25 protein-coding genes and 1 riboswitch are annotated in these 26,564 nt (G+C 42.4%); of the genes, 18 read left to right on the top strand and 7 right to left on the bottom strand.

What is annotated here, in order from left to right:
- Positions 1-27: 27 nt before the first annotated feature.
- The gene (locus GQY27_RS04065) at positions 28-498 is read right to left on the bottom strand and encodes a DUF2621 domain-containing protein (RefSeq protein ID WP_160032250.1); all 471 of its coding nucleotides are present in this window, start codon (positions 496-498) and stop codon (positions 28-30) included.
- A gap of 468 nt (positions 499-966) precedes the next feature.
- Between GQY27_RS04065 and GQY27_RS04060 the strand changes: the two genes are divergently transcribed.
- The 3 genes from GQY27_RS04060 (at position 967) to tkt (ending at position 5,560) form a co-directional block, all read left to right on the top strand.
- A complete protein-coding gene (locus GQY27_RS04060; protein ID WP_160032249.1) occupies positions 967-2,094 on the top strand; it encodes a deoxyribonuclease IV in 1,128 nt (375 codons plus the stop codon).
- 36 nt (positions 2,095-2,130) lie between these two features.
- Positions 2,131-3,024 carry a formyltetrahydrofolate deformylase gene (gene purU / locus GQY27_RS04055; RefSeq protein ID WP_160032248.1) on the top strand — a complete coding sequence of 298 codons (894 nt, stop codon included), beginning with the start codon at positions 2,131-2,133 and terminating at the stop codon, positions 3,022-3,024.
- A gap of 484 nt (positions 3,025-3,508) precedes the next feature.
- Entirely contained in the window at positions 3,509-5,560 is a 2,052-nt protein-coding gene (gene tkt / locus GQY27_RS04050) for a transketolase (protein ID WP_160032247.1), read from the top strand.
- 78 nt (positions 5,561-5,638) lie between these two features.
- Here tkt and GQY27_RS04045 read toward each other — a convergent pair whose 3' ends face one another.
- Positions 5,639-6,538: an NAD(P)-dependent oxidoreductase gene (locus GQY27_RS04045; protein ID WP_160032246.1), complete on the bottom strand. Its 900-nt coding sequence runs from the start codon at positions 6,536-6,538 to the stop codon at positions 5,639-5,641.
- A gap of 275 nt (positions 6,539-6,813) precedes the next feature.
- Between GQY27_RS04045 and GQY27_RS04040 the strand changes: the two genes are divergently transcribed.
- From GQY27_RS04040 to GQY27_RS04010, 7 genes are all read left to right on the top strand, one after another.
- Positions 6,814-8,169 carry a glucose-6-phosphate isomerase gene (locus GQY27_RS04040; protein WP_160032245.1) on the top strand — a complete coding sequence of 452 codons (1,356 nt, stop codon included), beginning with the start codon at positions 6,814-6,816 and terminating at the stop codon, positions 8,167-8,169.
- A gap of 201 nt (positions 8,170-8,370) precedes the next feature.
- A complete protein-coding gene (locus tag GQY27_RS04035) occupies positions 8,371-9,003 on the top strand; it encodes a YigZ family protein (protein WP_160032244.1) in 633 nt (210 codons plus the stop codon).
- Between the two features lie 3 nt (positions 9,004-9,006).
- A complete protein-coding gene (locus GQY27_RS04030) occupies positions 9,007-9,588 on the top strand; it encodes a TetR/AcrR family transcriptional regulator (RefSeq protein WP_160032243.1) in 582 nt (193 codons plus the stop codon).
- A 212-nt stretch (positions 9,589-9,800) separates the two neighbouring features.
- Positions 9,801-10,868: a sulfate/molybdate ABC transporter ATP-binding protein gene (locus GQY27_RS04025; protein ID WP_160032242.1), complete on the top strand. Its 1,068-nt coding sequence runs from the start codon at positions 9,801-9,803 to the stop codon at positions 10,866-10,868.
- 157 nt (positions 10,869-11,025) lie between these two features.
- Entirely contained in the window at positions 11,026-12,633 is a 1,608-nt protein-coding gene (locus GQY27_RS04020) for an ABC transporter substrate-binding protein (protein WP_160032241.1), read from the top strand.
- 143 nt (positions 12,634-12,776) lie between these two features.
- A complete protein-coding gene (locus tag GQY27_RS04015; RefSeq protein WP_160032240.1) occupies positions 12,777-13,223 on the top strand; it encodes a hypothetical protein in 447 nt (148 codons plus the stop codon).
- 32 nt (positions 13,224-13,255) lie between these two features.
- A complete protein-coding gene (locus tag GQY27_RS04010; RefSeq protein WP_160032239.1) occupies positions 13,256-14,041 on the top strand; it encodes an MBL fold metallo-hydrolase in 786 nt (261 codons plus the stop codon).
- Between the two features lie 184 nt (positions 14,042-14,225).
- Here GQY27_RS04010 and GQY27_RS04005 read toward each other — a convergent pair whose 3' ends face one another.
- From GQY27_RS04005 to GQY27_RS04000, 3 genes are all read right to left on the bottom strand, one after another.
- A complete protein-coding gene (locus tag GQY27_RS04005; RefSeq protein ID WP_236570477.1) occupies positions 14,226-14,735 on the bottom strand; it encodes a hypothetical protein in 510 nt (169 codons plus the stop codon).
- 141 nt (positions 14,736-14,876) lie between these two features.
- The gene (locus tag GQY27_RS21675) at positions 14,877-15,425 is read right to left on the bottom strand and encodes a general stress protein (RefSeq protein ID WP_236570476.1); all 549 of its coding nucleotides are present in this window, start codon (positions 15,423-15,425) and stop codon (positions 14,877-14,879) included.
- Positions 15,426-15,657: 232 nt separating this feature from the next.
- Positions 15,658-16,266, bottom strand: coding sequence for a hypothetical protein (locus GQY27_RS04000; protein ID WP_160032238.1), 609 nt, complete (start codon positions 16,264-16,266; stop codon positions 15,658-15,660).
- Positions 16,267-16,477: 211 nt separating this feature from the next.
- On the opposite strand from GQY27_RS04000, the gene GQY27_RS03995 reads away from it, so the two are divergent.
- Positions 16,478-17,107: a hypothetical protein gene (locus GQY27_RS03995; RefSeq protein ID WP_160032237.1), complete on the top strand. Its 630-nt coding sequence runs from the start codon at positions 16,478-16,480 to the stop codon at positions 17,105-17,107.
- Between the two features lie 339 nt (positions 17,108-17,446).
- On the opposite strand, the gene GQY27_RS03990 is transcribed toward GQY27_RS03995, so the two are convergent.
- Both GQY27_RS03990 and lplA read right to left on the bottom strand, forming a co-directional pair.
- Positions 17,447-18,247, bottom strand: a complete 801-nt coding sequence (locus tag GQY27_RS03990) for a Cof-type HAD-IIB family hydrolase (RefSeq protein WP_160032236.1) — start codon at positions 18,245-18,247, stop codon at positions 17,447-17,449.
- A 70-nt stretch (positions 18,248-18,317) separates the two neighbouring features.
- Positions 18,318-19,319, bottom strand: a complete 1,002-nt coding sequence (gene lplA / locus GQY27_RS03985; protein WP_160032235.1) for a lipoate--protein ligase — start codon at positions 19,317-19,319, stop codon at positions 18,318-18,320.
- Between the two features lie 214 nt (positions 19,320-19,533).
- Between lplA and cobD the strand changes: the two genes are divergently transcribed.
- The 7 genes from cobD (at position 19,534) to GQY27_RS03950 (ending at position 26,439) form a co-directional block, all read left to right on the top strand.
- Positions 19,534-20,625 (top strand): threonine-phosphate decarboxylase CobD, encoded by a 1,092-nt coding sequence (gene cobD / locus GQY27_RS03980; RefSeq protein WP_527250284.1) that lies wholly within the window; start codon positions 19,534-19,536, stop codon positions 20,623-20,625.
- Positions 20,625-21,395, top strand: coding sequence for an adenosylcobinamide amidohydrolase (locus GQY27_RS03975; protein ID WP_160032233.1), 771 nt, complete (start codon positions 20,625-20,627; stop codon positions 21,393-21,395). Before cobD ends, GQY27_RS03975 begins: the two co-directional genes overlap by 1 nt.
- Positions 21,392-22,369, top strand: a complete 978-nt coding sequence (cbiB, locus tag GQY27_RS03970; protein WP_160032232.1) for an adenosylcobinamide-phosphate synthase CbiB — start codon at positions 21,392-21,394, stop codon at positions 22,367-22,369. Before GQY27_RS03975 ends, cbiB begins: the two co-directional genes overlap by 4 nt.
- Positions 22,330-23,025: a histidine phosphatase family protein gene (locus GQY27_RS03965; protein ID WP_160032231.1), complete on the top strand. Its 696-nt coding sequence runs from the start codon at positions 22,330-22,332 to the stop codon at positions 23,023-23,025. Before cbiB ends, GQY27_RS03965 begins: the two co-directional genes overlap by 40 nt.
- Before the next feature lie 183 nt (positions 23,026-23,208).
- Positions 23,209-23,419, top strand: a riboswitch (cobalamin riboswitch).
- Positions 23,420-23,582: 163 nt separating this feature from the next.
- Complete coding sequence (locus GQY27_RS03960) at positions 23,583-24,578, top strand: ABC transporter substrate-binding protein (protein WP_442950874.1); 996 nt, start codon at positions 23,583-23,585, stop codon at positions 24,576-24,578.
- Positions 24,575-25,621: a FecCD family ABC transporter permease gene (locus tag GQY27_RS03955; protein WP_160032230.1), complete on the top strand. Its 1,047-nt coding sequence runs from the start codon at positions 24,575-24,577 to the stop codon at positions 25,619-25,621. Before GQY27_RS03960 ends, GQY27_RS03955 begins: the two co-directional genes overlap by 4 nt.
- Complete coding sequence (locus GQY27_RS03950) at positions 25,618-26,439, top strand: ABC transporter ATP-binding protein (protein WP_160032229.1); 822 nt, start codon at positions 25,618-25,620, stop codon at positions 26,437-26,439. Before GQY27_RS03955 ends, GQY27_RS03950 begins: the two co-directional genes overlap by 4 nt.
- Positions 26,440-26,564: the final 125 nt, after the last annotated feature.

Here is a 26,564-nt window from a genome sequence, read left to right as displayed (position 1 = left end):
ATATTATCGACTCAAGAGAGAGTTCACCTATTTGTTCATTAGATGTTTATAAGGCTTATAGTCAATCTGCTTCTTGTCTAGGAAGGTAACGAGGAAGCGGTTGTCTCTTTTTGGTGTAGCCACAATATAGCCTTTAATACAGTGGTCTCTCGTTACTTCTTTCGCCTGGTTCTGAAGAGCGATTTTACCAATCTCGGCAGCGATAGAGTGCTTGGCAATATCTCGGAAGGGGCCAGGTACAGGCTGAACCAGCTCATCTAAAAAACTTTTTGCTTCGTCTGTCCAAAGATGGCGGCTTGCTTCGACCCAGTGATTCTGCCAATCCAGCTTGGATTTACCATCGGCTTTAGGAAGCACCTTCAAGAATTTGCGGAACATAAAGAAACCGCCGATTACCATACTTCCCAGCATGATAAATCCCCAAAAAACAAGGGAGTTCATAAACCAGTTGCTAGGCATAGCCGAACTAAGCTTACTGTTAATCAGGATTACATCCATATCGATCACCTCAGGGATAGAGTTAAATAGAATTATGTATCTACATGAAAAGAACTTATAATTCAAATGTGGACATCACGCGTTTAAAATGAAACGATGCTGTAAATGAATTGTTAGTAGAATCATTTTCATCAAATCTTTCGCTGCTTTCAGGACGATAGTAAAGAAGGTTCAATTTAGCTAAGGATCGTTACCCAATGTCTCATGTCATTCCATGGTTATGTACTTATCTTGGGAGTGGATCGATTTTCTAAATTTGTCCGTTTCTTGAATTATAACGCAGATATGAATATATTTCGATAGTTAACAAATAAGATTCTCACTCACAATCTGATGTTTCCTATGGAATGCATAGACAAAAGATGAAGGTAAGATGAGAGATGTATGTTACATACGAGGAACGTATTGCTTGGCTTTCATAATCAAGTTACAATAGGCTTTACATTCTTAAAAATAGGGGGATAAAAGATGCTTAAAATCGGTTCCCACGTATCCTTTTCGGGCAAGGGCCTGCTGACAGCAACAGAAGAAGCAGCATCATACGGTTCTTCTTCGTTTATGATATATACAGGTGCTCCGCAAAATACGCGCCGTAAACCAATGGAATCTATGTACCTTGAAGAAGGTAAAAAAGCTATGCAAGAAGGCGGATTTGAAGAGATTGTGGTGCACGCACCGTATATCATCAATCTAGGTTCTTATAAAGACCACACCTATGAACTGGCAGTAAGTTTTCTTCAGGAAGAAATTCGCCGTACGCACGCGATCGGCGTGAAGAATATTGTGCTTCATCCTGGTGCTTTTACGGATAAAGATGCCGACTATGGTATTCAGCGTATTGCAGAGGGACTTAATGAAGTATTAAATGGAGTGCAAGAAACAGATGTAAATATTGCACTGGAAACAATGGCAGGAAAAGGAACAGAGATAGGTCGTTCTTTTGAAGAACTGGCTCGGATTATTGATAAGGTAGAACGTAATGAACGTCTGACCATTTGTATGGACACTTGCCATATTCATGATGCTGGCTATGATATCGTAGGCGATCTGGACGGTGTTCTTGAACAGTTCGATCGCACGGTAGGTCTTGACCGAATCGGAGTCGTGCATATTAATGATAGCAAAAATCCATCAGGAGCAAAGAAAGATAGACATACACCGATTGGGGCGGGGTGGATTGGTTTTGATACCATTAACCGCGTTGTCCATCATGAACTGCTCAAAGGTCGCCCATTTATACTTGAGACCCCTTGGATCGGAAAAGATGCCAAAACACAGCGTCCGATGTACGAAGCAGAGATCGCTTTGCTGCGCGGAGATGTGGCAGGTCGTTTTGGAGAAGGCTTCCTTGAAGATGTGGAAAGACTCCATCATTTCTTTACAGGGGAAGATATTGAATCCCGCCGTTTTGTGCTTGACACATGGACACTCCTTAAAAATGATGCAAAAGCGAAAAAAGCGGATCCCCGTGAACCGCTCGAGCGCTTGTATGATATGGTTGTAAATGCAGCGTTGTTCCCTGAGCTTACAGAGGAGCAATTAAATCATCGTTTGATTGGATGGCTTGCTGGCAAAGAAGCATTGGTGAAAGCTTAGGTTATTGATCTAAATCAAGGGGGAGAAAATTGACCAATGGATATTCACACAAAACACACACAAGGTAGACCTGCACATATCGATCGTGCCCGCATGCTGATTTCTTGTCCAGACGCTCCGGGTATTGTTGCTGCGGTTTCAAAATTCTTGTTCGATCACGGAGCAAATATCATTCAGTCCGATCAGTACTCGATGAATCCAGACGGGGGCATGTTCTTTATGCGGGTGGAGTTTGATCTTCCGCAGTTGTCTAGTCGCTTACCTGAGATGGAAGCGGACTTTAGTGCTGTAGCTGAACAGTTTCAGATGGAGTGGTATATTTCCGATGTCTCAAGACGTAAGAAGCTTGCTATTTTTGTCTCCAAAGAAGATCACTGTCTTGTTGAGCTTCTGTGGCAGTGGCAAGCGGGAGACCTCGATGCAGAGATCGGTCTTGTCGTGAGTAACCATCCAGATATGAGAGAATATGTAGAATCCTTTGGTATTCCGTATCATTATATTCCAGTTACCCCTGATACGAAGAAAGAGGCTGAGAAGCGTCAACTTGAAGTGATTGGTGAAGACATTGATGTCATTATCCTGGCTCGTTATATGCAGATTATATCGCCAACGTTTATCGAGCATTACCGGAATCGTATAATTAATATCCACCACTCCTTCTTGCCGGCCTTTGTGGGCGGTAAGCCTTATGCTCAAGCTTATGACCGCGGTGTAAAACTCATTGGAGCAACCGCACACTATGTGACGGAAGAACTCGATGGAGGTCCCATTATTGAGCAGGACGTGGGACGTGTAAGTCATCGGGATGATGTTCCTGAGCTAAAAAGAATTGGACGTACAATTGAACGTGTTGTACTTGCTCGTGCTGTAAAGTGGCATGTGGAAGACCGAATTCTTGTTCATGAGAACAAGACGGTAGTCTTTAACTAATTAAAAATAACAAACGATATTTTCTTATATTATGATATGCAAAAAACTGTCCCCTAACTTAGTTAGGGGACAGTTTTTTTATTTGAATTGGCTCAATAAACCAGACAAAATCAATTTAACTTGGAAAATTATTGATGTTTTAAAGAGTCCCTATAAGTCTAAGAATATATAATAGGGATGGCATTTTGTGTGGAATCATCGCTTTTTTTGTACAAGTATCCCGCTTTTTAATTAGGTATGCTTTTCCTTGCCTAGGAGATACTTGGGTGGGTGCCTTAATATGATTTTTTATGTATTGAACAAGAAGGCTATGGAAAAATGAAGTATGAGGTGTTACAATACTATTGAATAAGTCAAATTGAAACATTCAAGCGGATTAACTTGCATACAAAAGTTTTTTTCTTTTAGCGGGTACCAATCCCTGAGCGTAAGTCCGTTTGCTTATCCTGACATCTTTTTTTAGAGATTATGAGGAGGATGAAACATGACTGATCAACAAACGAAAGACCAAAGCATTAACAAAGATGAGAATCAAACAATCGATAATTTGTCTATTACTACTGTTCGTACCTTGGCAATCGACGCAATTGAGAAAGCAAAATCGGGACACCCAGGTATGCCGATGGGCTCTGCACCAATGGGCTATCAATTGTTTGCCAAAACGATGAATCATAATCCGGAAAATCCAACTTGGATCAACCGTGACCGTTTTGTATTGTCCGCAGGACATGGATCTATGCTTCTTTACAGCTTACTACACCTGAGCGGTTATGATCTTCCAATGGAAGAGATTAAACAATTCCGTCAATGGGGAAGCCTGACTCCAGGACACCCTGAGTTCGGACACACTGCTGGTGTGGATGCAACAACAGGTCCGCTTGGACAAGGGATTGCAATGGCTGTAGGTATGGCAATGGCTGAAGCTCAGCTTGGAGCTACTTACAATAAAGATAATTTCGATGTAGTAGACCACTATACTTACGCAATTTGTGGTGACGGTGACCTTATGGAAGGTGTTTCTCACGAAGCAGCATCCTTGGCATCTCACTTGAAACTGGGTAAACTCGTGGTTCTTTATGATTCCAACGATATTTCCCTTGATGGTAAGCTGAACCTTTCTTTCTCTGAAAGTGTTCAAAAACGTTTTGAAGGTTACGGATGGCATGTACTTCGCGTAGAAGATGGCAACGATCTTCCTGCAATCGAAAAAGCGATCAAAGAAGCACAGGCAGTATCAGATCGACCAACCCTGATCGAAGTGAAAACAGTGATCGGTTACGGTAGCCCGAACAAACAAGGTAAAGGCGGCCATGGCGGTACTCACGGATCTCCACTAGGTGCTGACGAAACAAAACTTACGAAAGAATATTATAAATGGGTATATGAAGAAGATTTCTTCGTTCCAGACGAAGTACGTGCTCATTTTGCAAAAGTGAAAGAACGCGGAGTAGAAGCAAACAAAGCTTGGGAAGCTAAATTTGCAGAATACAAAAAAGCGTACCCTGAACTTGCTGCTCAGTTCGAAACAGCAATCAGCGGCGGACTTCCTGAAGGTTGGGATCGTGACTTGCCGAAATACAGCGTGGAAGACAAAGCAGTATCTACTCGCGTAGCTTCCGGTAACGCACTGAACGGTCTTGCTCACAATGTACCTAACCTCACTGGTGGATCTGCTGACCTTGAAAGTTCAACAATGACTCACTTGAACGATCTTGCTCAGTTCACTCCTGCGGATTATTCCGGCCGTAACATCTACTTTGGTGTTCGTGAATTCGGTATGGCTGCTGCAATGAACGGTATGGCGCTGCATAGCGGTGTGAAAGTATTCGGCGGTACATTCTTCGTATTTACCGATTACCTTCGTCCAGCAGTTCGTCTGTCTTCTATCATGAAACTGCCAGTAACTTATGTACTGACTCATGACAGTATTGCAGTAGGTGAAGATGGTCCTACGCATGAACCGATTGAACAACTGGCTTCCCTGCGCATCATTCCAGGTCTTACTGTGATTCGTCCAGCGGATGCTAACGAAACTTCTGCAGCATGGGCTTATGCAGTGGAAAACACTTCGAATCCGGTAGCGCTTGTTCTTACTCGTCAAAACTTGCCAATTCTTGCGGGTACCGTAGAAGGCGCTCGTGAAGGAATTAAACGTGGTGCTTATGTCGTATCTGATGCGAAGAATGGTAAAGCAACTGCACAAATTATCGCAACAGGTTCTGAAGTTCAACTTGCAGTAAAAGCACAAGAGGCTCTTGCTGAAGAAGGTATTCACGTACGTGTAATCAGTATGCCAAGCTGGGATCTGTTCGAAAAACAAGATAAAGCATATAAAGATTCCGTTCTGCTTCCAGATGTTAAAGCACGTCTTGCAGTAGAAATGGCTCATCCAATGGGCTGGGAAAAATATGTGGGTGATGCTGGTGATATTCTCGGCATTTCTACGTTCGGTGCATCTGCGCCTGGCGACACTGTAATTAAAGAATATGGCTTCACAGTAGAAAACGTAGTAAGCCGCGTTAAAGCGCTTCTGTAATTCTATTGTACCCATATAAAAACAAAAAAGGGTGAAGCAGCCGAATTGGCGCTTTACCCTTTTTCATCCTATCTTTATCTATGCAAGCGGCTTACCATTAATTTGCTGTTCTATATAGGCCTCGTAGATTTTTACGACAGCCGATAAGTCTTCATCACCGTATCCTTTAGCGGCACCGGACTGGAACATGCTTTTTGCCAAATTCAGCATAGGGGCAGGCACGCCAGTGTTGTCTGTCAGAGAGGACGCGAGTTTTAAATCTTTGAGCATAAGAGCGAGGGAGAATTGATTCGTAAAATCATGTTCAATGATTTTGCGGCCTTTCAATTCAGCTGCTTTACTGCCGGCAGAACCTAACTTTACAAGATCCAGGAATGCATCAGCAGGGATGCCCGATTTTGAGGCTATCGCAAATCCTTCTGCTAGTGCTACATTGTTAATTCCAACGATCGTATTATGGGCAAGTTTTGCTACGGCACCATTTCCGTTTTCGCCCATAGGAATTACTTTTTTACCAAGCGTTTCGAATACATCCATCTGACTTTCAATGGTTACGGCATCACCGCCAACCATAAATACTAAAGAACCATCAATGGCTGCTGGTTTGCTGCCTGTTACAGGTGCATCCAGAAAAGAACAATCAAGAGCCGTAGCATCCGCTGCGAGTTTCTTGGCAAGGTCAGGGGAGATGGTACTGCAGTCTATAATCGTAGTCCCATCAATGACACCTGCAAATATACCGTTCTCGCCATAATAAATATCATTGATGGATGCGTCATTACTAACCATAGTTATAACGAGTGACTGACCGTGTGCTGCTTCTTTTGGCGTTTTGGCTGCTACAGCACCTTCGGCTACGAGTGGGTTGCATTTTTCTGTAGTTCGGTTATATACAGTGACTTCATAGCCTTTTTTAAGAAGATTGGAAGCCATGGGTCCGCCCATCGTACCGAGTCCAAGTACAGCAATCTTTTTCATGAATTATTCTCACCTTTCATTGTTTAATCAAACCTCATTAGGTCTTCATCATATCATGGAGACAGAGGTAAGCCAAAAGGCATAAACTTGAAGAGAATAAGGCGTAAAATGACTTAGTCAATCATTCACCAAGCTTGTCACGTTATCTAAATTAAAGTATTCTATTTCATAAGTGAAGGCGCGGTAGTTAACAATAACGTATAAACCGGACAGCCATAAGACAAGCTTTGAAGTGAGAATTCGCTAATTATTAAAATAATGGAGGTTTTATCATCATGGCTAAAAAAGTAACTTTTGATTACAGTAAAGCTCTTGAATTTGTAGGTCAACATGAAGTGGACTATCTGGCAGAGCCAATTCGTCTTGCTCATGAACAGCTTCATAATGGCACAGGTGCAGGTTCTGACTACCTTGGCTGGATTGACCTTCCTACAAACTATGACAAAGAAGAGTTCTCCCGCATTCAAAAAGCAGCAGCGAAAATCCAAAGCGACTCCGAAGTACTAATCGTAATCGGTATCGGTGGTTCTTACCTTGGTGCGCGTGCAGCGATTGAAATGTTGACTCATTCTTTCTACAATGAGCTGCCAAAAGAAAAACGTAAAACTCCAGAAATCTATTTCGCAGGTAATAACATTAGCTCTACATATGTAAATCATCTGCTTGAGCTGGTTGAAGGAAAAGACTTCTCTGTCAATGTAATCTCTAAATCGGGTACTACAACGGAACCAGCGATTGCATTCCGTATTTTCCGTGCTGCACTCGAGAAAAAATACGGTAAAGAAGAAGCTCGCAAACGTATTTACGCAACAACAGACAAAGCACGAGGCGCATTGAAAAAACTCGCAACGGAAGAAGGTTATGAGTCTTTCATTATTCCTGATGATGTAGGTGGTCGTTATTCCGTACTGACAGCAGTAGGACTTCTGCCTATCGCTACAGCAGGTATTAACATTGAAGAAATGATGCAAGGTGCAGCAGATGCTTCCAAAGAATTTGCTAACCCGAATGTTGCAGAAAACCAAAGTTATCAGTACGCTGCAGTGCGTAATGCTCTGTATCGTAAAGGTAAAGGAACAGAAATTCTTGTAAACTACGAGCCTTCCTTGCACTTTGTATCCGAATGGTGGAAACAGTTGTTTGGCGAAAGTGAAGGCAAAGACTTCAAAGGAATCTATCCTGCTTCCGTTGATTTCTCAACAGACCTTCACTCCATGGGACAATTCATCCAAGAAGGTAGCCGTAACATTTTTGAAACGGTTATCCAAGTGGAAGAAGTGCCAAGCCACATCTCCATTGAAGCAGATCCAGACGATCTAGATGGACTGAACTTCCTTGAAGGTAAGACAATGGACTTCGTTAATAAAAAAGCATTCCAAGGTACGCTTCTAGCGCACACAGACGGTCAAGTGCCAAATCTTATTGTAAATGTTCCAGATATGTCTCCATATTCTTTCGGATATCTGGTATACTTCTTTGAAAAAGCATGCGGAATCAGTGGATACCTGATGGGTGTTAATCCATTTGACCAACCGGGTGTAGAAGCTTACAAAAAGAATATGTTTGCTCTTCTTGGTAAACCAGGTTACGAAGAAGAAAAAGCAAAACTTGAAGCAAGACTTACTGAATAATAATGGAATGATCTATTAAAGATCAGAAGTTATTTGTTTCATGAATAGAGGAATACAATCAAGCTGCCGCAGGTTGTTTGATCATAAGAAGCAGTTCACCCGCATTTGGATGGACTGCTTTCTTACAAATATAAACCCTATTACATCTAAGAATAGAACACCTATAGGTGTTTTCTTCACATATAGAAAGGTAAGAGAGCAATGATAGAGCAGTACAGAACCGTTCGAGCAGCGGGGAATAAGGAAATTGTAATTAAGAAATCTCGATTTATTGGTTACGTTATGCCTGTACAAAATGAGGAAGAAGCGATCCAATTTATTGAGGATATTAAGAAGAAACATTGGAACGCCACTCATAATTGTTCAGCATATATGATTGGTGAACGGGATGAGATTCAGAAGCAATCTGATGATGGAGAGCCAAGCGGAACCGCAGGGAAACCTATTTTGGAGGTGATCAAAAATCAGGGACTAAAAAATGTCGCTATCGTCGTAACGAGATATTTTGGCGGTATTATGCTGGGTGCCGGGGGACTGATTCGTGCTTATACGGATGGAGCAGTCGCTGCGATTGAGGCCGGGGAAGCGATTACAAAAGTGCTTCACCGCGAAGTTTTCGTAGAACTGGATTATACTTGGCTGGGAAAAGTGGAAAATGAGCTGAGAAACAGGCAGGTTCGCATGGGAGAGACTACATTTACTGACAAAGTCAAGCTGACATGTCTGCCGGTAGATCGAGAAGCAGAGCGATTCATCGAGTTTATGACAGATCTAACACAAGGTCAATCTGTGATCACGGAGGGACAGCAGCTTTATTTTATTGAAGGAGAATAAGATATGGCTAGAAGAGCAGTGGAGCAGGAATTGTCGAGAGAACGAATTTTAGAAGCAGCCAGGCATTTGTTCGTTACAAAAGGATATCGATCTATTTCAATGCGTAGTATTGGACAGCATCTAGGATACAGTCACGGCTCTTTATATTATCATTTCAAGGAAAAAGCAGAATTGTTTTATGCCATCGTAGTCGAAGATTTTAATCATTTGGGGCAGCTGCTCCTGCAGGCCATGGCTAGAAGTTCTAAAGATGGACTCACGAAACCAGAACATGTCATGATGGAATTTATACGCTTTGGTCTGCAAAATCCCTATCAATATGAAATTATGTTTATGATAAGGGACGAAGAGCTGCTTGCTTATTGCCGGGCAGAACAGAATCGTTGTTATGAATTATTCGCCACTATTATCCGTCATCATATGAACCACAAAAACTACACAAACGAAGAACGGATCCAATTACCCCACAGTTTATTTTTATCCATTCACGGATTCATCTCTTATTACATCCAAGACCGCTTGCCATTTGAAGAAGTCAGGGCTGAAGCAGCTTCACATGTAAGCATCATGTGCAGTCGTCTGTAACCCTTCATTTGGTATACGTCAACACCACGTCATGCTTACATACTTCAAAGCGGTAAACTATCATAACGTTACAATATCATAACGGTAATCTACGAAAGTATTCTCCGATCATCTAAGAGAAACGATTGACGAAATCCCCCTATATTTGGTAAAGTATCAAATAAAGTAATTCCTATCTAAATAATAGGAAATATGTGATGGGGGATGGCGTCATGCATGTAGAAGTCCGTGGTTTAAACAAACATTTTGGCAGTTTTCATGCAGTTAAAGATGTTTCTTTTGATATAAAAAAAGGTCACCTCATTGGTTTACTCGGTCCAAGTGGAGGAGGCAAAACTTCCATACTACGTATCTTGGCAGGTCTTGAAAATCCCGATGCGGGTGAGATTCGCTTGCATGGACAGCTGGTTAACCATCTTCCGCCCCAAGAACGGGGAATCGGATTTGTCTTTCAAAACTATGCGTTATTTAAACATATGACCGTATTTGATAATATCGCGTTTGGACTTAAGGTGAAGAAGCAATCCAAATCGCAGATACAAGATCGGGTCATGGAACTTGTTGAACTGACAGGGCTTAGCGGCTTTGAGAAAAGATACCCTCACCAGTTATCCGGAGGACAAAGACAGCGGGTTGCGTTTGCAAGAGCACTTGCTCCTGAGCCGCAGCTTCTGCTATTGGATGAACCCTTCGCTGCAATTGATGCCAAGATTCGGCACGAGCTGAGATCATGGCTGCGGGAACTCATAGAGCGGGTAGGTATTACCTCGATCTTCGTCACGCACGATCAGGACGAAGCGATTGAAGTTGCTGATGAAATTATGATTATAAATGCAGGAGCACTCGAGCAAAAAGGGACTCCTTGGGATATATATAAACAGCCGGAAACCCCTTTTGTAGCCTCTTTTATTGGTGAATCGACGATTGTTGAGCATGCATGGGAACTGAAAGGATTTGACAAGTTAACCGGTTCTGCTGTTGAAGCGAAGGCTCTGATCCGTCCTGAATATATTGAGGTAGGCTCAGAACATGAATTCACCTTGCTTTCGGCTACCGAAAAGGGAAAGGTTCGTGCCTTACACTTCCGCGGCAGCGAATGGCTTGTTGAAGTCATGGTGGGGAATAACAAGTTAATTACGTATCGTTCGTTAGAAAAAGAAACGCTATCGGTAGGTCAAGAGGTGCGTGTCCTTGTTCACAGGGCATATCTTTTTAATGATCATGAGAACTGGATGGTTGAGAATCACCTGAAGAGTGATCCGATGCCAGTATCTATATAGGGAAATTCACTTATACCCTGAACGTTAACTGACGTGCGGGGTTTTTATTATGTGCTTTATTAGTTTTGCTTTTTAGAAGAACCTTGTTTATACTACATTCATATTATTAGCGAGGATACCTAAATGCTATTTATGCATCAGGAGGATAACAACGAGAATGAAATATTCAAATTGGTTTCGAAATATGTTGCCGCTTTTTCTCATCTTAGGGTTACTGCTGACCGCATGTGACAACCAAGAAGATCAGACTAAAGTGGGGGATGCTGGCAATGAAATAACAGATAAGGTAAGCTCACCTGTACGGGGCGGAAGTATCAATATCGCCGTACAAGATGATCCGAAGGTAATGAATCCCTTATATGCAACAGATCGGATCACGCTTACCGTGAATCAGTCGCTCTATGCGCCGCTATTTTATATGGACAATGGGAAGAAAATTTATGCCTTGGCGGAGCGTGCATATGCTTCAAAAGACTATAAAACGTATTTTATCAAGCTGAGAGAAGGACTCACATGGCATGATGGAAAAGCCATTACGGCCGATGATATTGTGTTTACAGTCAATCAAATCATAGATGAGTCTCAGAATAGTCCTTTCCGAAGTCAGTATGTTTTTGATGGACAACTTGTGAGGATAGTAAAGATTGATGAGCTGACTGTCAAATTTGTACTGCCCGCAGCCACTCCTTCATTCGAAGGTGCACTACTGTATCTGTATCCAATTCCGAAGCATATCTATCAAGGCGAGAAAGATATCGTCCATAGTTCTAAAAACGATCACCCTATTGGGTCGGGTCCTTTTAAGTATAAGGAGTACGCACCAGGTGAGCATCTAACATTGGAGCGTTTTGAAGACTATTATGACGGAGCAGCCTATTTGGATACGATCTCGTATCAAATCATGGACCCGGATACAGCCGATCAAGCACTCCACGAGGGTGTTGTGCAGATGTCGCTGATTAGTAACGATGAATATGAGACGCTGAGTGAATCAGGAGAATATAACCTCGTAACTTATGCAGATGGACGTCTGCAGTACATGGTATTTAATATGAACACAGCAGCGATGAAAAAGAAAGAAGTCCGTGAAGCGATCGCCTATGCTTTGGACAAAGAAGAAATGATTCGAATCTCGTATCTGTCAAGCAGGTTCGCAGACCCTGCGTCTTCTATATTTACACCGGATACGTTGTATCATACTTCGGAAGTAAGGACCTATGATTATATTCCTGAGAAATCTAAAGAATTACTGAAACAAGCAGATATTTCGGATTTAAAAATCCGCCTTGCTTATGTGAAATCTAGCAAAACGCAAATGAATCAGGCTCTTTACATCCAGCAGAAACTAAAAAAGGTTGGAATCAAGGTCGAGCTAAAACCGATGGAAGCAGCCGTGTATGAAAAACGAAAACTAGATCAAAACAATACTGATTTTGAGCTTTCGCTTGCTGGATATATTCTCGGTCCAGATCCTGTTAGCTATGAGTCTCTCTATAAGAGTAGCGGGGTATATAATGAATCACACGCGGAGAACAAAGACCTGGATACACTTTGGGAACGCGCCTCTGTAGAAGTGGATTCGACTGTTCGTCAGAAGTTATATGTACAGATTCAGCAGAAGATTGCTAAAGAACTTCAGGTTTTGCCGATTGCTTATACGAAAAGTGTTATCGCAGTAAGTAAAGGTTATGGTGGTCTAGAGGAAGCAACCGCTCAGCCGATTGTACTCTTCCGTGATTTATCCAAAATTTATTTTATTAAATAAAAGAAGAGGAAACGACCGATGGAGAAACGACCGATGGAGGTCGTTTTTTTCTTTTACAGACATGGGTTGATCTTGAACAAGGGTTGAAAAAAGGGCTACAATAGTATCAATTTCATTTACCATACGAAGAGGAGTGTTACCTCATGAACCAGGAAGTCAAATTGTCGCAGTATACCGCTATATTACTAGAGAATGCAAGAAGAAGCGGACTTACGAATGAGGAGATTGTAGAAGCAGTACAAACGGAAAATACGGAGCTGTTAAAAGCTGCCGAGCGCCCGCATTATACATACGAGTCTTTTTTCTCTTATGCGAAAGAACATGGCGAAGATTTAGAGGAAGCAATAAAGGAAGGGTACCGGATTACATTTAATACGAATAATGGACTCAAAAACTGGATCGCGACGACATTCCAGCTTGATCCAGACAAAGATTTCATCCTAGGAGAGGGACGGATCGAAGGTCTGGTTTTGTCCGAACTGCAAGTAGAAAAACTAGAGCAGACTCTTTCATTTAACTGGGAGATAAAAGAAATAAGGCAAACAGCAGACGGGCGCAAACAACTTACGCTGGGCATTCGCGGACAATAAGGAACACGAGACACAAGAAAGGAGAATGATTCATGACAAAATATAATAAGCTGACCTTTCTTGGTACAGGTGACGCCATGGGCGTACCGAGGGTATATTGTGAGTGTATAGTGTGTGAGGAAGCAAGAACAACCGGGAAGAATCGCCGGTATCGATCTTCGGTTTTTGTAGAGAGTGCCGAGGGGGAGTTTCTCATCGATGGAGGGCCCGATTTTAGGCACCAGATGGAAATGATGGAGAAACGTAAACTACACACGATGCTGGTGACACATCCTCATTTTGATCATATTGGCGGACTTCCTGAATGGGCTGATGCTTGCCGGTGGCTTGGAGAGAAGGGTGAACTGTACGCACCGCAAGAAGTGCTGAATGCGATTCAGGCGCAGTTTCCTTGGCTAGGGAACCATATTGAGATGAAACCGGTTGATCTGGAGAATGGTCTTGTGCTTGCGGGATTCCACATTCGGGCCTGGAAAGTAAATCATGGGAAGAACGGTTACTCCTATGCATATCGCCTTGAGAAAGATGGATTCATATGGGTGTACTGCTCTGATTCTATTAATCTAAGCGAAGAAGAACAAAAACTGCTGTATGGTCTTGATCTGCTTGTGCTGGGTACAAGTTTTTATCATGAGGAAGCTGCCTTTGAAACTCGGTCGGTATACGACATGGTGGAGGCACAAGAACTCATTGACAAGGTGCGGCCAAAACAAACGATTTTTACTCATATGTCTCATGACGTTGATCTTCGCAAAGATTACACGTTAAGCCCAAGTATCACATTTGCTCATACCGGGCTAACGTATTCGTTACAATAAGGCTTTTCTCTTTGTGGGCTTGTAGATAATATTGTGGAAAAATAAGTCAAGAAAGGCAGAGGAATCTCCTCTGTCTTTTTTCATATACACAACAAATCTTCCCGTAAGAAAGGAGAAAGGTTTCTAATGACCCAAATTATGTAGTTAAATTACGTAGTATCACATTAGGTATACATTATGCATTTTAGTAAGTGCGCCTTTTTGGCCGGAAGAGAGTATAAGCTCCAGCAACGATGAGCAGAAGAGCAAGGATCGGCTGGATGATGGTGAACTGACTAAGCATCGAACCAATAGAGAATGCGATGAAGAAAATAAAGGATAGTACAACCAAAATATTAATGGGAATCAGCAAATATTTGTTTTTGGTACCGAACCAGTAAAGTTCGAACAATCCTACGGCTACCGACAGGATAAATCCAGGCCACATGGTAATCCAACTGTCTGTAACAATGGCAATCTGACAAGTCAGCCCTGCGGTGAGCAGAATACCTCCTGGAACGAGAAGCCCGATTTCACGGCCGATCAGTGAGAAGTACATCCAGTGGAAAAATACACCTAGCGGGATAAGGAAGAAGGTCGGCCAAAAGTAGCCAAAAATAGAGCCGGTTCCGATATCCTTACCGGAGTTCATAAGCAGAAAAATACCGATTAAAATGAGCAGTGGGGCGACCAGATTTTGTTTTCTTAATCTCAAATGGATCACTCCTTCCTATAAATTTCAACTACAACTCCAGGTATCATAGCAAAAAGGAGAGCGGTTGTAATCGGTCTAGAGAAAGGAAGTACCCTAGACTTAAGTCCAGCAGCGAACAATCAAAATGGAACTTCATGATTATCAACCTTGCTTGTTGTTATAAAGGTGAGAACTTCTCATTCGTTTAAAATCCTTACTCATAGAGGAATGCTTCAATTTTCTGATTCTAATCAAACTTTTAATGTCAGAGATATTATCATAGGAGAGCTGAATGTAGAAGTAGTTTATAAACTCTAAAATAGCAAAAATATAAATGAAGAAGGCGATTGTAAATCCCTGTAGAGGTAAAGATGGGTACCATTTAATAAAATCAAATAAAAATACAACAATTGAGGTCATAATCATAACTATATTCAGCATTTTTAAAGAATGTAACAGTCGAACAACTTTACTCGGAGTTATAGCCTTATTTTCATTTCTTAGTCTTTTACATTTTACATACCAATAAATCGTTCCTTGTAATAATAGAAATTCTAAGAGTATAAAAGATATCCAAAATGAATATAGGGAATACAATTGTAAGTTGGGGAATAAGTAATTTACCAGATAACTAACAGGTATAAAAGTGACTATAGAAAACAATTCCCCGGTATATAAATAAGCCAACCTTTTTTCTAATGTTTTTCTCAAAAGTACAACACCTCTTGCTGTACATTATATGGATTAAATTGGTATTAGAAAAGAGACACTCATGCTTTCTTGAAGCGACCCGCAAAGAGTTATTAAATAATAAATCTTACAGAGCCTTTAGTTTATTAAATCTTGCTTCATTTCTTCTCATCGCTGTTGGAATTTACTCTTACCTAATCCACGTCTGCAAATTCTTGTCTCTAGTCACTTTTTATAATCCTATGCTTCAATTTTAATCCCCGCCATATTCAACTACCTCAATCTTATTTAGCATAGCTTCAGGCATTTTTAACATAGCTTCTTCAAGTGTTGAATATTTCTTATTATTCGATAGTAGATAGATTGTTTCTCCATCATGGCCAATGTGAAAAACGCTGGCATCTTGTATATCACCAAGAATAATAATATCAAACTCTCCATGATCCCCAACTTGTCCAACCCGGCAAGGATTTATTTTTGTGCTGAGAATGCTTAAATCATTCGATGACATAGAAAATACCTCAATCAATTCTGCAATTGTACATAATTCTTCTTTATTATCTGCCTTTACTACGCTGTACAAATGTTTACGTTTAGAATTTTCGATTTTTGTAACTTCATAAGATAGTGTGCATAATTCTAAAAACATAGGATGAAATACCTTATCATAGATTACGCAATAATAGACAGGAAACTCATTTAAGTTATCTATCCATTCTGCAAACTGTTTGATTCTAAATTTTCCTGCTCCAGGACTGGATAGAGTGATTACATATTTAATTTCCTCATCTATTCCAAATTCGAAATCATCCACTATATGATTTATTCTAATCTGCTCATTGGCGGCATAACCGATATCCATATAAATCTCTCCTACTATCGAAATTGCTTTTACAAGAATAGTATAGAAAAGATTAACAATAAGCTACTAAATAGGGAAAGCTGAGGACTCAATTCATAGATAAAAAGACAGCTGATCGAATCCGTTGTTTTTTTGCATCACGAATAAAATTAGAGGATTTGAGTTAATTTAAAGTAAATGAAGAAATACATAGAAGAGAGGGTTAATACAAGTGGAAGAAAATAATATTGTCGTTGCCGTGTTCAATGATGACAGCAAGGCTTACCAAGTTCTATCTGAATCCAAATCAAAAAGTCATGAGCAATATCAAATTTTAGATGCAGCTGTCATTCAGAAGGAAAATGGGAAAATCGTTTTTAAAGATGGGTTTAGCTCACCAAGTGAAGCAGACACTTCGGCGTTAAAAAGCAGTCTAATTGGTTCTTTGATTGGAATTTTGGGCGGACCCATTGGTATTCTGCTTGGCGGAAGCATTGGTTCGATGATTGGGGCGAGCAAAGTCATTAACCGTCACAAGGAAGGATTTAGCCTGATTGAGCGAACAGTGGCTGAACTATATAACGGGGAAACTGCTTTTGTTGCCAATATAAAAGAAAACAATGAAGTCGCTTTTAATTACTTTCTTCAGCAGTATGATCCTACCTTTGTGTACCGAAAAGAAGTATCAATGATGGAACATGAGATGAAAAAAGCAAAAGAGATGGAAGAAGAATTAGCTCGTGAGGAGGAAGAACGGAAAAGAAAAGAGCGAGTAGAAGACATACAAGAAAAGGCAGAGGAAATGAAAGAACGGATCAAGTCTGAGTTTCTTCGAATTAAAGAAAAATTAACGGAAAAATAAAAGAAAGGGCATAAGATGGGAGAATGAAATTTCAATCCTTATTTTATGCCCTTTTTTAGATTAGGAGTCTTCTTCATCCCACTTTTTTGAATAACCTTTCTTGATTGTATAGAAGAAGGAGTACATCAAAAGCGCAGACACGACGACAACAAGTCCAATAAGCAGTCCTGATTCCAAATAGATAGCCCCCTGATTTTGTGTATTAACGGGTACATAACGTATTCCTTTACTATACTTGAAAGGTATATTTTTACAAGTGAAACAGTGCTCTATATCTGTCCATACCACAAATAACCCCGAAACCAAATCGGTTCCGGGGCTACTTTAGGTTAGAGGAGCTTAGGCATTCAGAACAAATTTCTCAATGACGTGCTTGATTCCGTCTTCGTTGTTACTCAGCGTAACATAGTCAGCAATTTCTTTCAGTGCAGGAATGGCATTACCCATAGCTACACCTAGACCAGCAGCTTCGAGCATTTCATGGTCATTCCAGGAATCACCTACGGCAATGGTATCTTTAAGATCCACACCAAAATGGTTTGAAAGGAAAGTCAGCGCATGGCCTTTGGTACCTTCATGATGCATGATTTCAAGGAAATGCGGTTTGGATTTGGTAATATGAACCTCGCTGCCGAGCAGCTCACGAAGCTGTGGTGCGATTTCATCCAGCAGTTCCGGTGTATCGATAATGAGCAGTTTCGGTGCAGGCTGCTCAATCATTTTCATGAAATCAGGTTCAATATAATAAGGAGTCTTGTTCAGCTTGCAGTAGTCAATCAGCTTCTGATTCTCTTCACGAGAATACAGCTTGTCGTCAATATAAGTTTGAAGGTGCAGATTCCGTTCAAGACAGAACTCGTAAAGCTTGCGAGCTGCATCTTGGGGAACATAACGTTCGTAAAGAACTTCTTCATCCATCAGGTTCTTGATGAGCGCACCTTGATACGTAATGATGGGAACGTTGAGTCCCGTTTGTCTAGCAATGGCTTGAGCAGAAGCATAAGCACGACCGGTTGCAAGGGTAACAACTACGTCTTTGGCTACAGCTGCTTCGAGTGCACTTTGTGTTGCAGGGGTTACTTCTTTGTCGTCATTAATCAGGGTGTCATCAATATCGATTGCGATTAGTTTGTAAGTCATGGTTTCTCTCCTCTATATCTTATTCTATGATTAGTGCTTTATTAGTGCATAATAACTCTAAAGGGCAATGCTACTCCTCAAGAAAGACAAGACCGATAAAGTCTTCCATCTCGAGATTGCCAAAATAATGCTTTACATCAACGTCTTTCAGCGCTTCTCTAACTTCTGCATCCTCATAACGTTTGCCGCGAAGCAAGTTTTCAATATCAGCGACATCTCCTACACCAAAGAAATCACCATAGATTTTAATATCATCGATTCGGCCTTCTTTGATATTCATACGAAGATCAATAATACCGACAGGGAATTTCTTCGAGTGTTTTACATTACTTTCCGGTGACTGTCCATAGTTCCAATCCCAGTTCTGGTAACGTTCTTTAGAAATTTCGTGGATCTTCTTCCAATCTTCTTCTGTCAGATGATACTGAGGAACTTCACTTGCTTCCATGCCAAAGATATGACGAAGAAGTTCTTCGCGGAATTCCACAATAGTCATGTCTTTATCCATTAAAGAGCGGATATTCGTTACACGGCTGCGTACAGATTTGGTGCTCTTCGATTTGAACTTCTCAGGATTCACTTTTAATGAAGCTTGTACATCCTCGAGGTTTAGATCGAACATGAGCGTACCATGGCTGAACATCCGGCCGCGAGTTGCAAACTGGGCATTACCTGAAATTTTTTGTTCGCCGACTTGAAGATCATTACGTCCCGTAAGTTCTGCATTTACTCCAAGATGATGGAGTGCTTCAACCACAGGCTGGGTAAACTTACGGAAGTTGTGGAACGAATTACCGTCATCTTTTGTAATAAAGCTGAAGTTCAGATTGCCTAAATCATGATAAACGGCACCGCCGCCAGAAAGTCTGCGCACGACAGTGATTGCATTCTGCTGTACATACTCTTGGTTAATTTCTTCAATGGTGTTCTGATGTTTCCCAATGATAATAGAGGGAGCGTTGATATAGAACAGCAAGTAACTCTCGTCCAAAGACAAGTGCTTAAGGGCATATTCCTCGATAGCGAGGTTAATCCGGGGATCTGTAATGCCTTGATTGTCAATAAACAACATGGTGATTTCCTCCGATACCTTATAAAATATGTATTCAAGAATCATAAGCGGGACACGCCCCGAACAATTCTGATGAAAACAAGAAGACTCACCTCTTATTGTAAACCAAGAACGCAAACGATACAAAAGGGAAATCCCATTGACGCTATCTAAATTCTGCCATCATAATGGGTACGTGATGCTGTAATGCAGCAAAGAGAGGAAGGACATGACTTTGATTGAAATCTATGGACATGGCGGGGATGTAGAAACGGCTGCACTTAAGTACGGAAAGAGTGCTGCTGACTTTCTTGATTATAGCGCAAATATTAATCCCCTTGGACCACCTGAGGAAGTAATGGAGGCACTGAAAAAAGGTTGGAAAGAAATTATTCGTTACCCCGATCCAGGACACCGGGCGCTAAAACGGAGATTATCTGAACAAGTAAAGCTGGAAGAAGACCATATTCTTATCGGGAATGGTGCGGCGGAATGTATGGCCCTTATGCTTATGGCATTGTCACCGCAGACAGTTGGAACAATTGAGCCGGGTTTCTCTGAATACCGCTCACTTGCTCTTCAGTTTGGTGCCAAAGTCGATTCTGTGTATGGCCGGCAGGACAATGGATACCGAGCAGACGTAAACGATATTGCAGCACTGATGGAAAGGGTACAGGTTCTATTTATTGGTCAGCCGAATAATCCAAACGGGGTTCAGTATTCACTGATGGATCTTGAGACGCTGGCGAAGAAGGCGCATCTAACAAAGACGAAGCTGGTTATTGATGAAGCTTTTATTGATTTTATCCCGGAGGAAGACCGCAATTCACTTGCACCATCATTAGAAAAATATCCAGAAGTCATCATCATTCGTTCGATGACCAAATTTTATGCCATTCCTGGTCTCAGACTTGGTTATGCGCTGGCATGTCCTGACCTCATTCGTTCCATGGGGCAGAAGCAGGTGACCTGGAGTGTGAATGGTCTTGCCCTGCTTGCAGGGGAAGCTTGTCTTCAGGCACATTCTTCCTATGAGAAGGATACGATATCGCTGATTACAGCGGAGAGAAAAAGACTTACCGAGGGTCTTAGAAAATATGGGTTTACTGTATATCCAGGAGAAGCGAATTATCTGCTCGCGGAGGGAAGCTCTCTTTGGACCGCTGCTGCACTGCAGGATGCGATGGGACGAAAAGGAATACTGATTCGCAGCTGCGCGATGTATCCCGGGCTTACTGAGCATGCTTTTCGTATTGCGGTGAAGGGTACAGAACAAAATATACAGTTTTTAGAGACATTTGGGCAGATCATGGAGGGAGCAAAGTAATGGCGACGCCATTCTTACATACGAATTCGGAATCGGAAGATTTACCATTCTTGTATTCATCAAGACATTGGCCAGGGATGACCATATCCAGATATGAACGGCATCTATTGCTAACATCCCCTCAGATGCTGGATACAATCTCCAGCAGTATTTATGGGGGCGGTATGAACCGTCTTAGCCGTGCTGTAAATATATACGTGGATCGTCATTATGATTCGAGTGACCCTGTGAGAGATATTCAAGAATTGCTTGAAAAATGGGGATATCCAGCTCAGCAGACGGCAGGTTTGTTAACTGCAGTGAAATTAGAACATGCTTCTATTATGGAAGACGAGACCGATGGAGCAGTCTTATTATGCTGTACCACCGCAGGGGTATCGAATGGAGCAAGAGCAGGGTCCAAGCGGACGGTATTTAATGCCGGTTATACACCGGGTACGATTAATATCATGCTGTTCATTGCCGGTAAATTAACCCCATATGCACTTGTGAATGCAGTGCAAACGGCAGTTGAAGCCAAAGTTGCCGCTCTCCAGGATTTAGGTGTAAGAGATGCAGAAAATGGACAATCTGCGACGGGAACAACAACAGATGCCATCGTTATTGGAACGAGCGGACTTACTGCGGACGGAACAGAGGCGAGTCTAACGCATGCCTATGCGGGTACGGCAACTAGACTCGGCGATTGTATTGGGCGGCTTGTCTATCAGTCCGTTATCGAAAGTTTATGTGCTTCAGGTTATACAGCAGAGAGGAGGCAGTTCTCGTGATTGGAGCGTGGATTATTCTAGCAGCTTACACCCTGGACCTTATCATCGGTGACCCCAAGTGGATTCCTCATCCGGTTATTGCTATGGGAAAGGCGATTACGGGCCTTGAAAACATCATTCGCAGGAAAGTGACAACAGACCGAGGACTGCGCTATGCAGGGTTTCTTTTTCCCATATTAATTGTGACTGGTGCGTATGTTCTGACTTGGGCGTTCCTAAAATTACTGTTCTATATTCATCCTGCGCTTGCGATAGCGGGAGAAATTCTGCTGATTGCGACAACGATCGCGACCAAGGGACTGCGAGATGCAGGTATAGAAGTATATAAACATCTTAGAGCCGGCAAATTGCCAGAAGCAAGAGCTGCACTTGGTATGATTGTAGGCAGGGATACCAAACAGCTGGAATCCTCTGAAGTAGTGCGAGGTACCGTTGAAACGGTAGCCGAGAATATTGTAGATGCAATTATCTCTCCGCTGTTTTTCGCTTTTCTTGGGGGAGCACCTCTTGCGATGGCTTACCGCGCGGTAAACACACTTGACTCCATGGTCGGTTATAAAAATGAAAAGTATAAATCGCTGGGTATGGCCTCTGCTAGACTGGATGATATTGCAAACTTTATCCCAGCACGGATTACAGCACTTCTGCTATTTGCTTCCGCTGGGGTATTAGGTCTTCATGTGAAAAATAGTGTGCGCACAGTAAAGCGAGATGCACGCAAGCATCCAAGTCCTAACGGCGGGTATCCGGAATCCGCGGTTGCCGGTGCGCTTGGAATTCGGCTTGGAGGATATAACGTCTATCACGGGGTTCGTTCTTTCCGTGCTTATATGGGGGAACCTTATCATGAGATGGAAGCGGGGCATATACGGACAACGATTGCGATGATGTATACATCATCAAGTCTATTCGTAGTCTTTCTGGTGCTTTTATTATGGCTGACGTCGATTACTGGAGTCGGTTGGCTGTGGTGAATACGTCTTATGGAAATAGGTTTTCTGTCGATGTTTATTTAGTCCGGCATGGCCTTACAATCTGGAATCAGCAAAGAAGATATTTGGGGCACACCGATCTTCCGCTGCTTCCTGAAGCAAAGAAGGAGCTAGCAGGACTTCGCACATCCCTTAGGCTTATCCAGTTTGATCAAATCTATGTAAGTGATCTTGCCCGCTGTACAGAGACACTGGATATTATCGTCCCCGAACAGGCTCATAGAGCCGTCCTCGACGTAAGGCTTAGGGAATATCATTTTGGAGAATATGAAGGACAGACGTATGAGATGCTCCAACATGATCCGAAGTATCGTCAGTGGATTGATGATCCTCTTGGTGTGACCCCGCCAGGAGCAGAGACGTTTTCTCACTTTTCCGAAAGAATAGAGGAGTTTGCGGAACAGCGGATCATACCTTATTTATGTAAGACCAGACGGAGTAAAGATCAGGATATGGATGATCATAACGAAGTACCCAAGATGCTTGTGGTAACTCATGGCGGAGTGATCAGGCAATGGGCAGCTAAATGGCTTGATGGAGCAGTGTTTAATACGTTTATGCCCCGTCCGGGGGAATGTCTTGTACTTCGTTTTATTTTGTCAGGCGGAGAGCTTTCGGCACAAAAAATAGATGATTGAAGCTACGAAAGGTATTATGAAATTGATTCTCTTATATTTAAACCATCTTTTTGGAATATAAAGGAAAAGTATAGTTGTCGAAAATTCCGCTTTCCCCTATAATGGCAAAAGATGTGAAGGCCTGATACGAATTGAAATGAACATCTAAAATACATAAAGACTTCATATGAGTACATATGAAAAGTCGATCATACTGAGCAAGGTCCAGAAGAATATAAGCATTTCATTCTTTTGGTTAAAAGGGAAGCCGGTGCAAATCCGGCACGGTCCCGCCACTGTATACCAGGGACAGCTGCTATGAATCCACTGTTTTCGTCTATAGGAAATGGGAAGGGGGCAAGCTGTTACTTCAAACTTGGATAGTCAGGAGACCTGCCTTGCCCTTTGATAAACGTGTAATCCTTCGAGGAAAGGATACGTTTTGCTTATTTGTTGTGCCTTTCTATTAGAGGGAGCAGCAGCGAGACGTAACCTTGTTCTTATGATAGGAGCAGGGTTGTTTGGTGTTCATACCTAATAAGGTCGTTGGCTTCACTTATAAAGAGAGGGAGAGAAGAATGAAAAAAATGAATAGTCGATTTTTATCCATTTTGATGTCACTCATGCTCGCAATCATGCTTGCAGCGTGCGGTAATGAGACCCCATCAGAAGGACAAGGTACAGGTCAGACAGCAGAGCAAGGTACTGGAGCAGAAAACCAAGAAGAGGCTAGTCTCGAGACGGTATATCCTCTGACAATCACGGATGCCACAGGAGAGTCGTTTACTTTTGAAAAGGCGCCTGAAAAAATCGTGTCTGTATCGCCAGCTGAGACCGAATCGCTATACGCAATCGGACTTGCCGAGCAAATTGTGGGAGTATCCGACTATGACGATTACCCAGAAGAAGTAAAGGACAAGCCGAAGATGGGCAGCCTGTATACACCTAATGCAGAGGCAATCATTGCGGCTGAGCCGGATATTGTCTTTACAGGTATTTCGATGGATGAGGCAGCAGTGCAGAAACTGCGCGATCTTGGCATCGTTATTTTCAAAACAGATCCAAAAACAATCGAAGATGTAATGAAAAATATTGAAGTATACGGTCAAATTACAAATCATCAAGAACAAGCGCAAGAAGTTATTGCAAAAATGAAAGCAGTTGTGAAAGAAGTACAAGACAAAGTAGCATCCCTTTCCGATGATCAGAAAAAACAAGTATACGTAGAGTTTTCTCCAGGCTGGACTGTAGGTAAAGGTGAATTTATGGATGAAGTCATTACCCTTGCAGGCGGAGTGAATGTGGCTGGAGATGCAGAAGGCTGGTTTGAAATCAGTGAGGAAAATATCATTGCTGCAAACCCTGATGTCATTTTGTATGGAAGTGATGTGGTAGAGAATAACAAAACACTTGATGAGATCATTAAAGCTCGGGATGGCTGGAATGAGATTACGGCAATTAAGAACGAACAAGTGATTTCGATTAATGATAATCTGCTTAGTCGCCCAGGTCCACGTGTAACGGAAGGACTCAAAGAAGTAGCGAAAGCAGTCTATCCGGATCTGTTCCAATGAAAAAGAGACTGGCAGGATATGGATTAATAGGAATCATCCTGCTTGTACTGACCCTGCTGCTATGTCTTGCGATCGGGTCAGTACATCTTCCGATTCGTCATATCGCAGGGATTCTTATAAGTCATATTCCGGGGATGGACGGGTTCATTGATCCCGTATGGAATACATCGTCAGAACAGATCATAATGAAGGTGCGTTTACCGCGAGTGCTGCTTGGTATCCTGGTTGGTGCAGCGCTGGCTGTTGCCGGCGCAGGATTTCAGGGTGTACTTCGTAACCCGCTGGCAGATCCTTATACGCTTGGGGTATCGGCGGGTGCTTCTGTTGGAGCAGCACTCCTCATTTATTTGGGTCTAGAGTATGCTTGGCTTGGCGAATGGATGCTGCCGCTCGTCGCTTTTATAGCAGGTGTCATTACACTATGGGGTGTTTTGATGCTGGCTAGAGAAGGCGGGAAAATACCGACGAACAATTTGATTTTGTCCGGTGTTGTGATGAATGCTTTTCTAGGAGCGGTTGTTTCTTTTCTGACCGCCATGTCAAAGGATACGGTGAATCAAATTTTGTTCTGGACGATGGGAAGCCTAAGTTTACGGGGATGGTCTTACACGGCCATCCTTTTCCCTTATGTAGGGGTTGGGTTGATCTATCTATGGTGCAGAGGCAGGTCGCTTAATTTGTTGGCACTAGGAGAAAGACAAGCAGCACACCTAGGGGTCAGGGTAGACTTACTGAAGGTATCTGTACTCTTGGTTTCTACGCTATTAACGGCTGCAGCCGTATCTGTCGCGGGTGTGATTGGTTTTGTGGGGCTTGTTGTCCCTCATATCATCAGACTCCTTGTCGGACCGGATTACCGTCTGATTATTCCTCTATCTGCGTTAGGCGGAGGTATCTTTCTGGCCTGGGCGGATATGGGCGCACGGACCATACTCGCTCCTACGGAGATTCCGCTTGGTGTACTGACCGCTTTTGTAGGGGCTCCGTTCTTTGCTTACTTATTGCATGGGAATAAAAAACGGCGAGGAGGCATCAGCGGATGACAGCAAATTTCGATCATCAGTCTGATCACTCGACTACAGTTCCTGTGGTGGAAGCTAGGGCACTCCGAAAAGAGTACAATCAGTTCATCGCACTGGATCACATTCAATTCACCGCTGAGGAAGGTGACTGGTGGGGAATTGTTGGGCCGAATGGGAGCGGAAAGTCTACTTTGCTTCATTTACTATCCGGTATCCTGTCACCAAGCCAGGGTACGATCCATATAAAAGGCAAACCAGTCCAAGATTACAGCCGTAAAGAACTCTCGCGAATCATTGCTGTTCTTCAGCAAGATGGATTACCTGAGATTGGTTATTCCGTCAGGGACGTTGTGGCCATGGGGAGATATCCCTATCAAGACTGGCTGGGGAGAGATCAGGGCTTTGGAGAAGAAAAAATAGAGCAGGTTCTGAAGAAGCTGGATCTTACTTCCCTTGCGGAACGCAGACTTGATGAACTTAGCGGAGGACAAAGACAGCGGGTAGCTCTTGCCAAAGTAATGGTGCAAGAACCTGAAATCCTGCTGCTGGACGAACCGACTACTTTTCTTGATGTTCGTTATCAGCTGCAGTTCATGGATCTTCTGGCACAGTGGCAGCAAAATACAGGGATTACGATTATTGCTGTATTGCATGATTTAAATCTAGCTTCTCTATACTGTAATTACTTATGTGCACTAAAAGAGGGCCAGCTTTTTCTTCAGGGTACTCCTGCTGAGGTGCTTACGGAGGAGAATATTAGAGGACTGTTCGAGATCCAGCCTGTGATGGTTCAACATCCGGATCATCATATCCCTCAGTTTTTACTACGTAAACAGTAAGAGTGAGATGATTTTAATATCAGAACAACATAGAAGAGGACCTGATATCCGTAAATCAGGTCTTCTTTTTTTCAGCCAAAGAGAACGACTTGTCTTATTTGTAAATTCAATATGAAAATTGCATG

Source organism: Paenibacillus sp. An7 (genome assembly GCF_009870785.1).
GTDB lineage: Bacteria > Bacillota > Bacilli > Paenibacillales > Paenibacillaceae > Paenibacillus.
The sequence above is the reverse complement of the archived record's forward strand: the minus strand, read 5'-3'. Positions and strand labels throughout refer to the sequence as shown.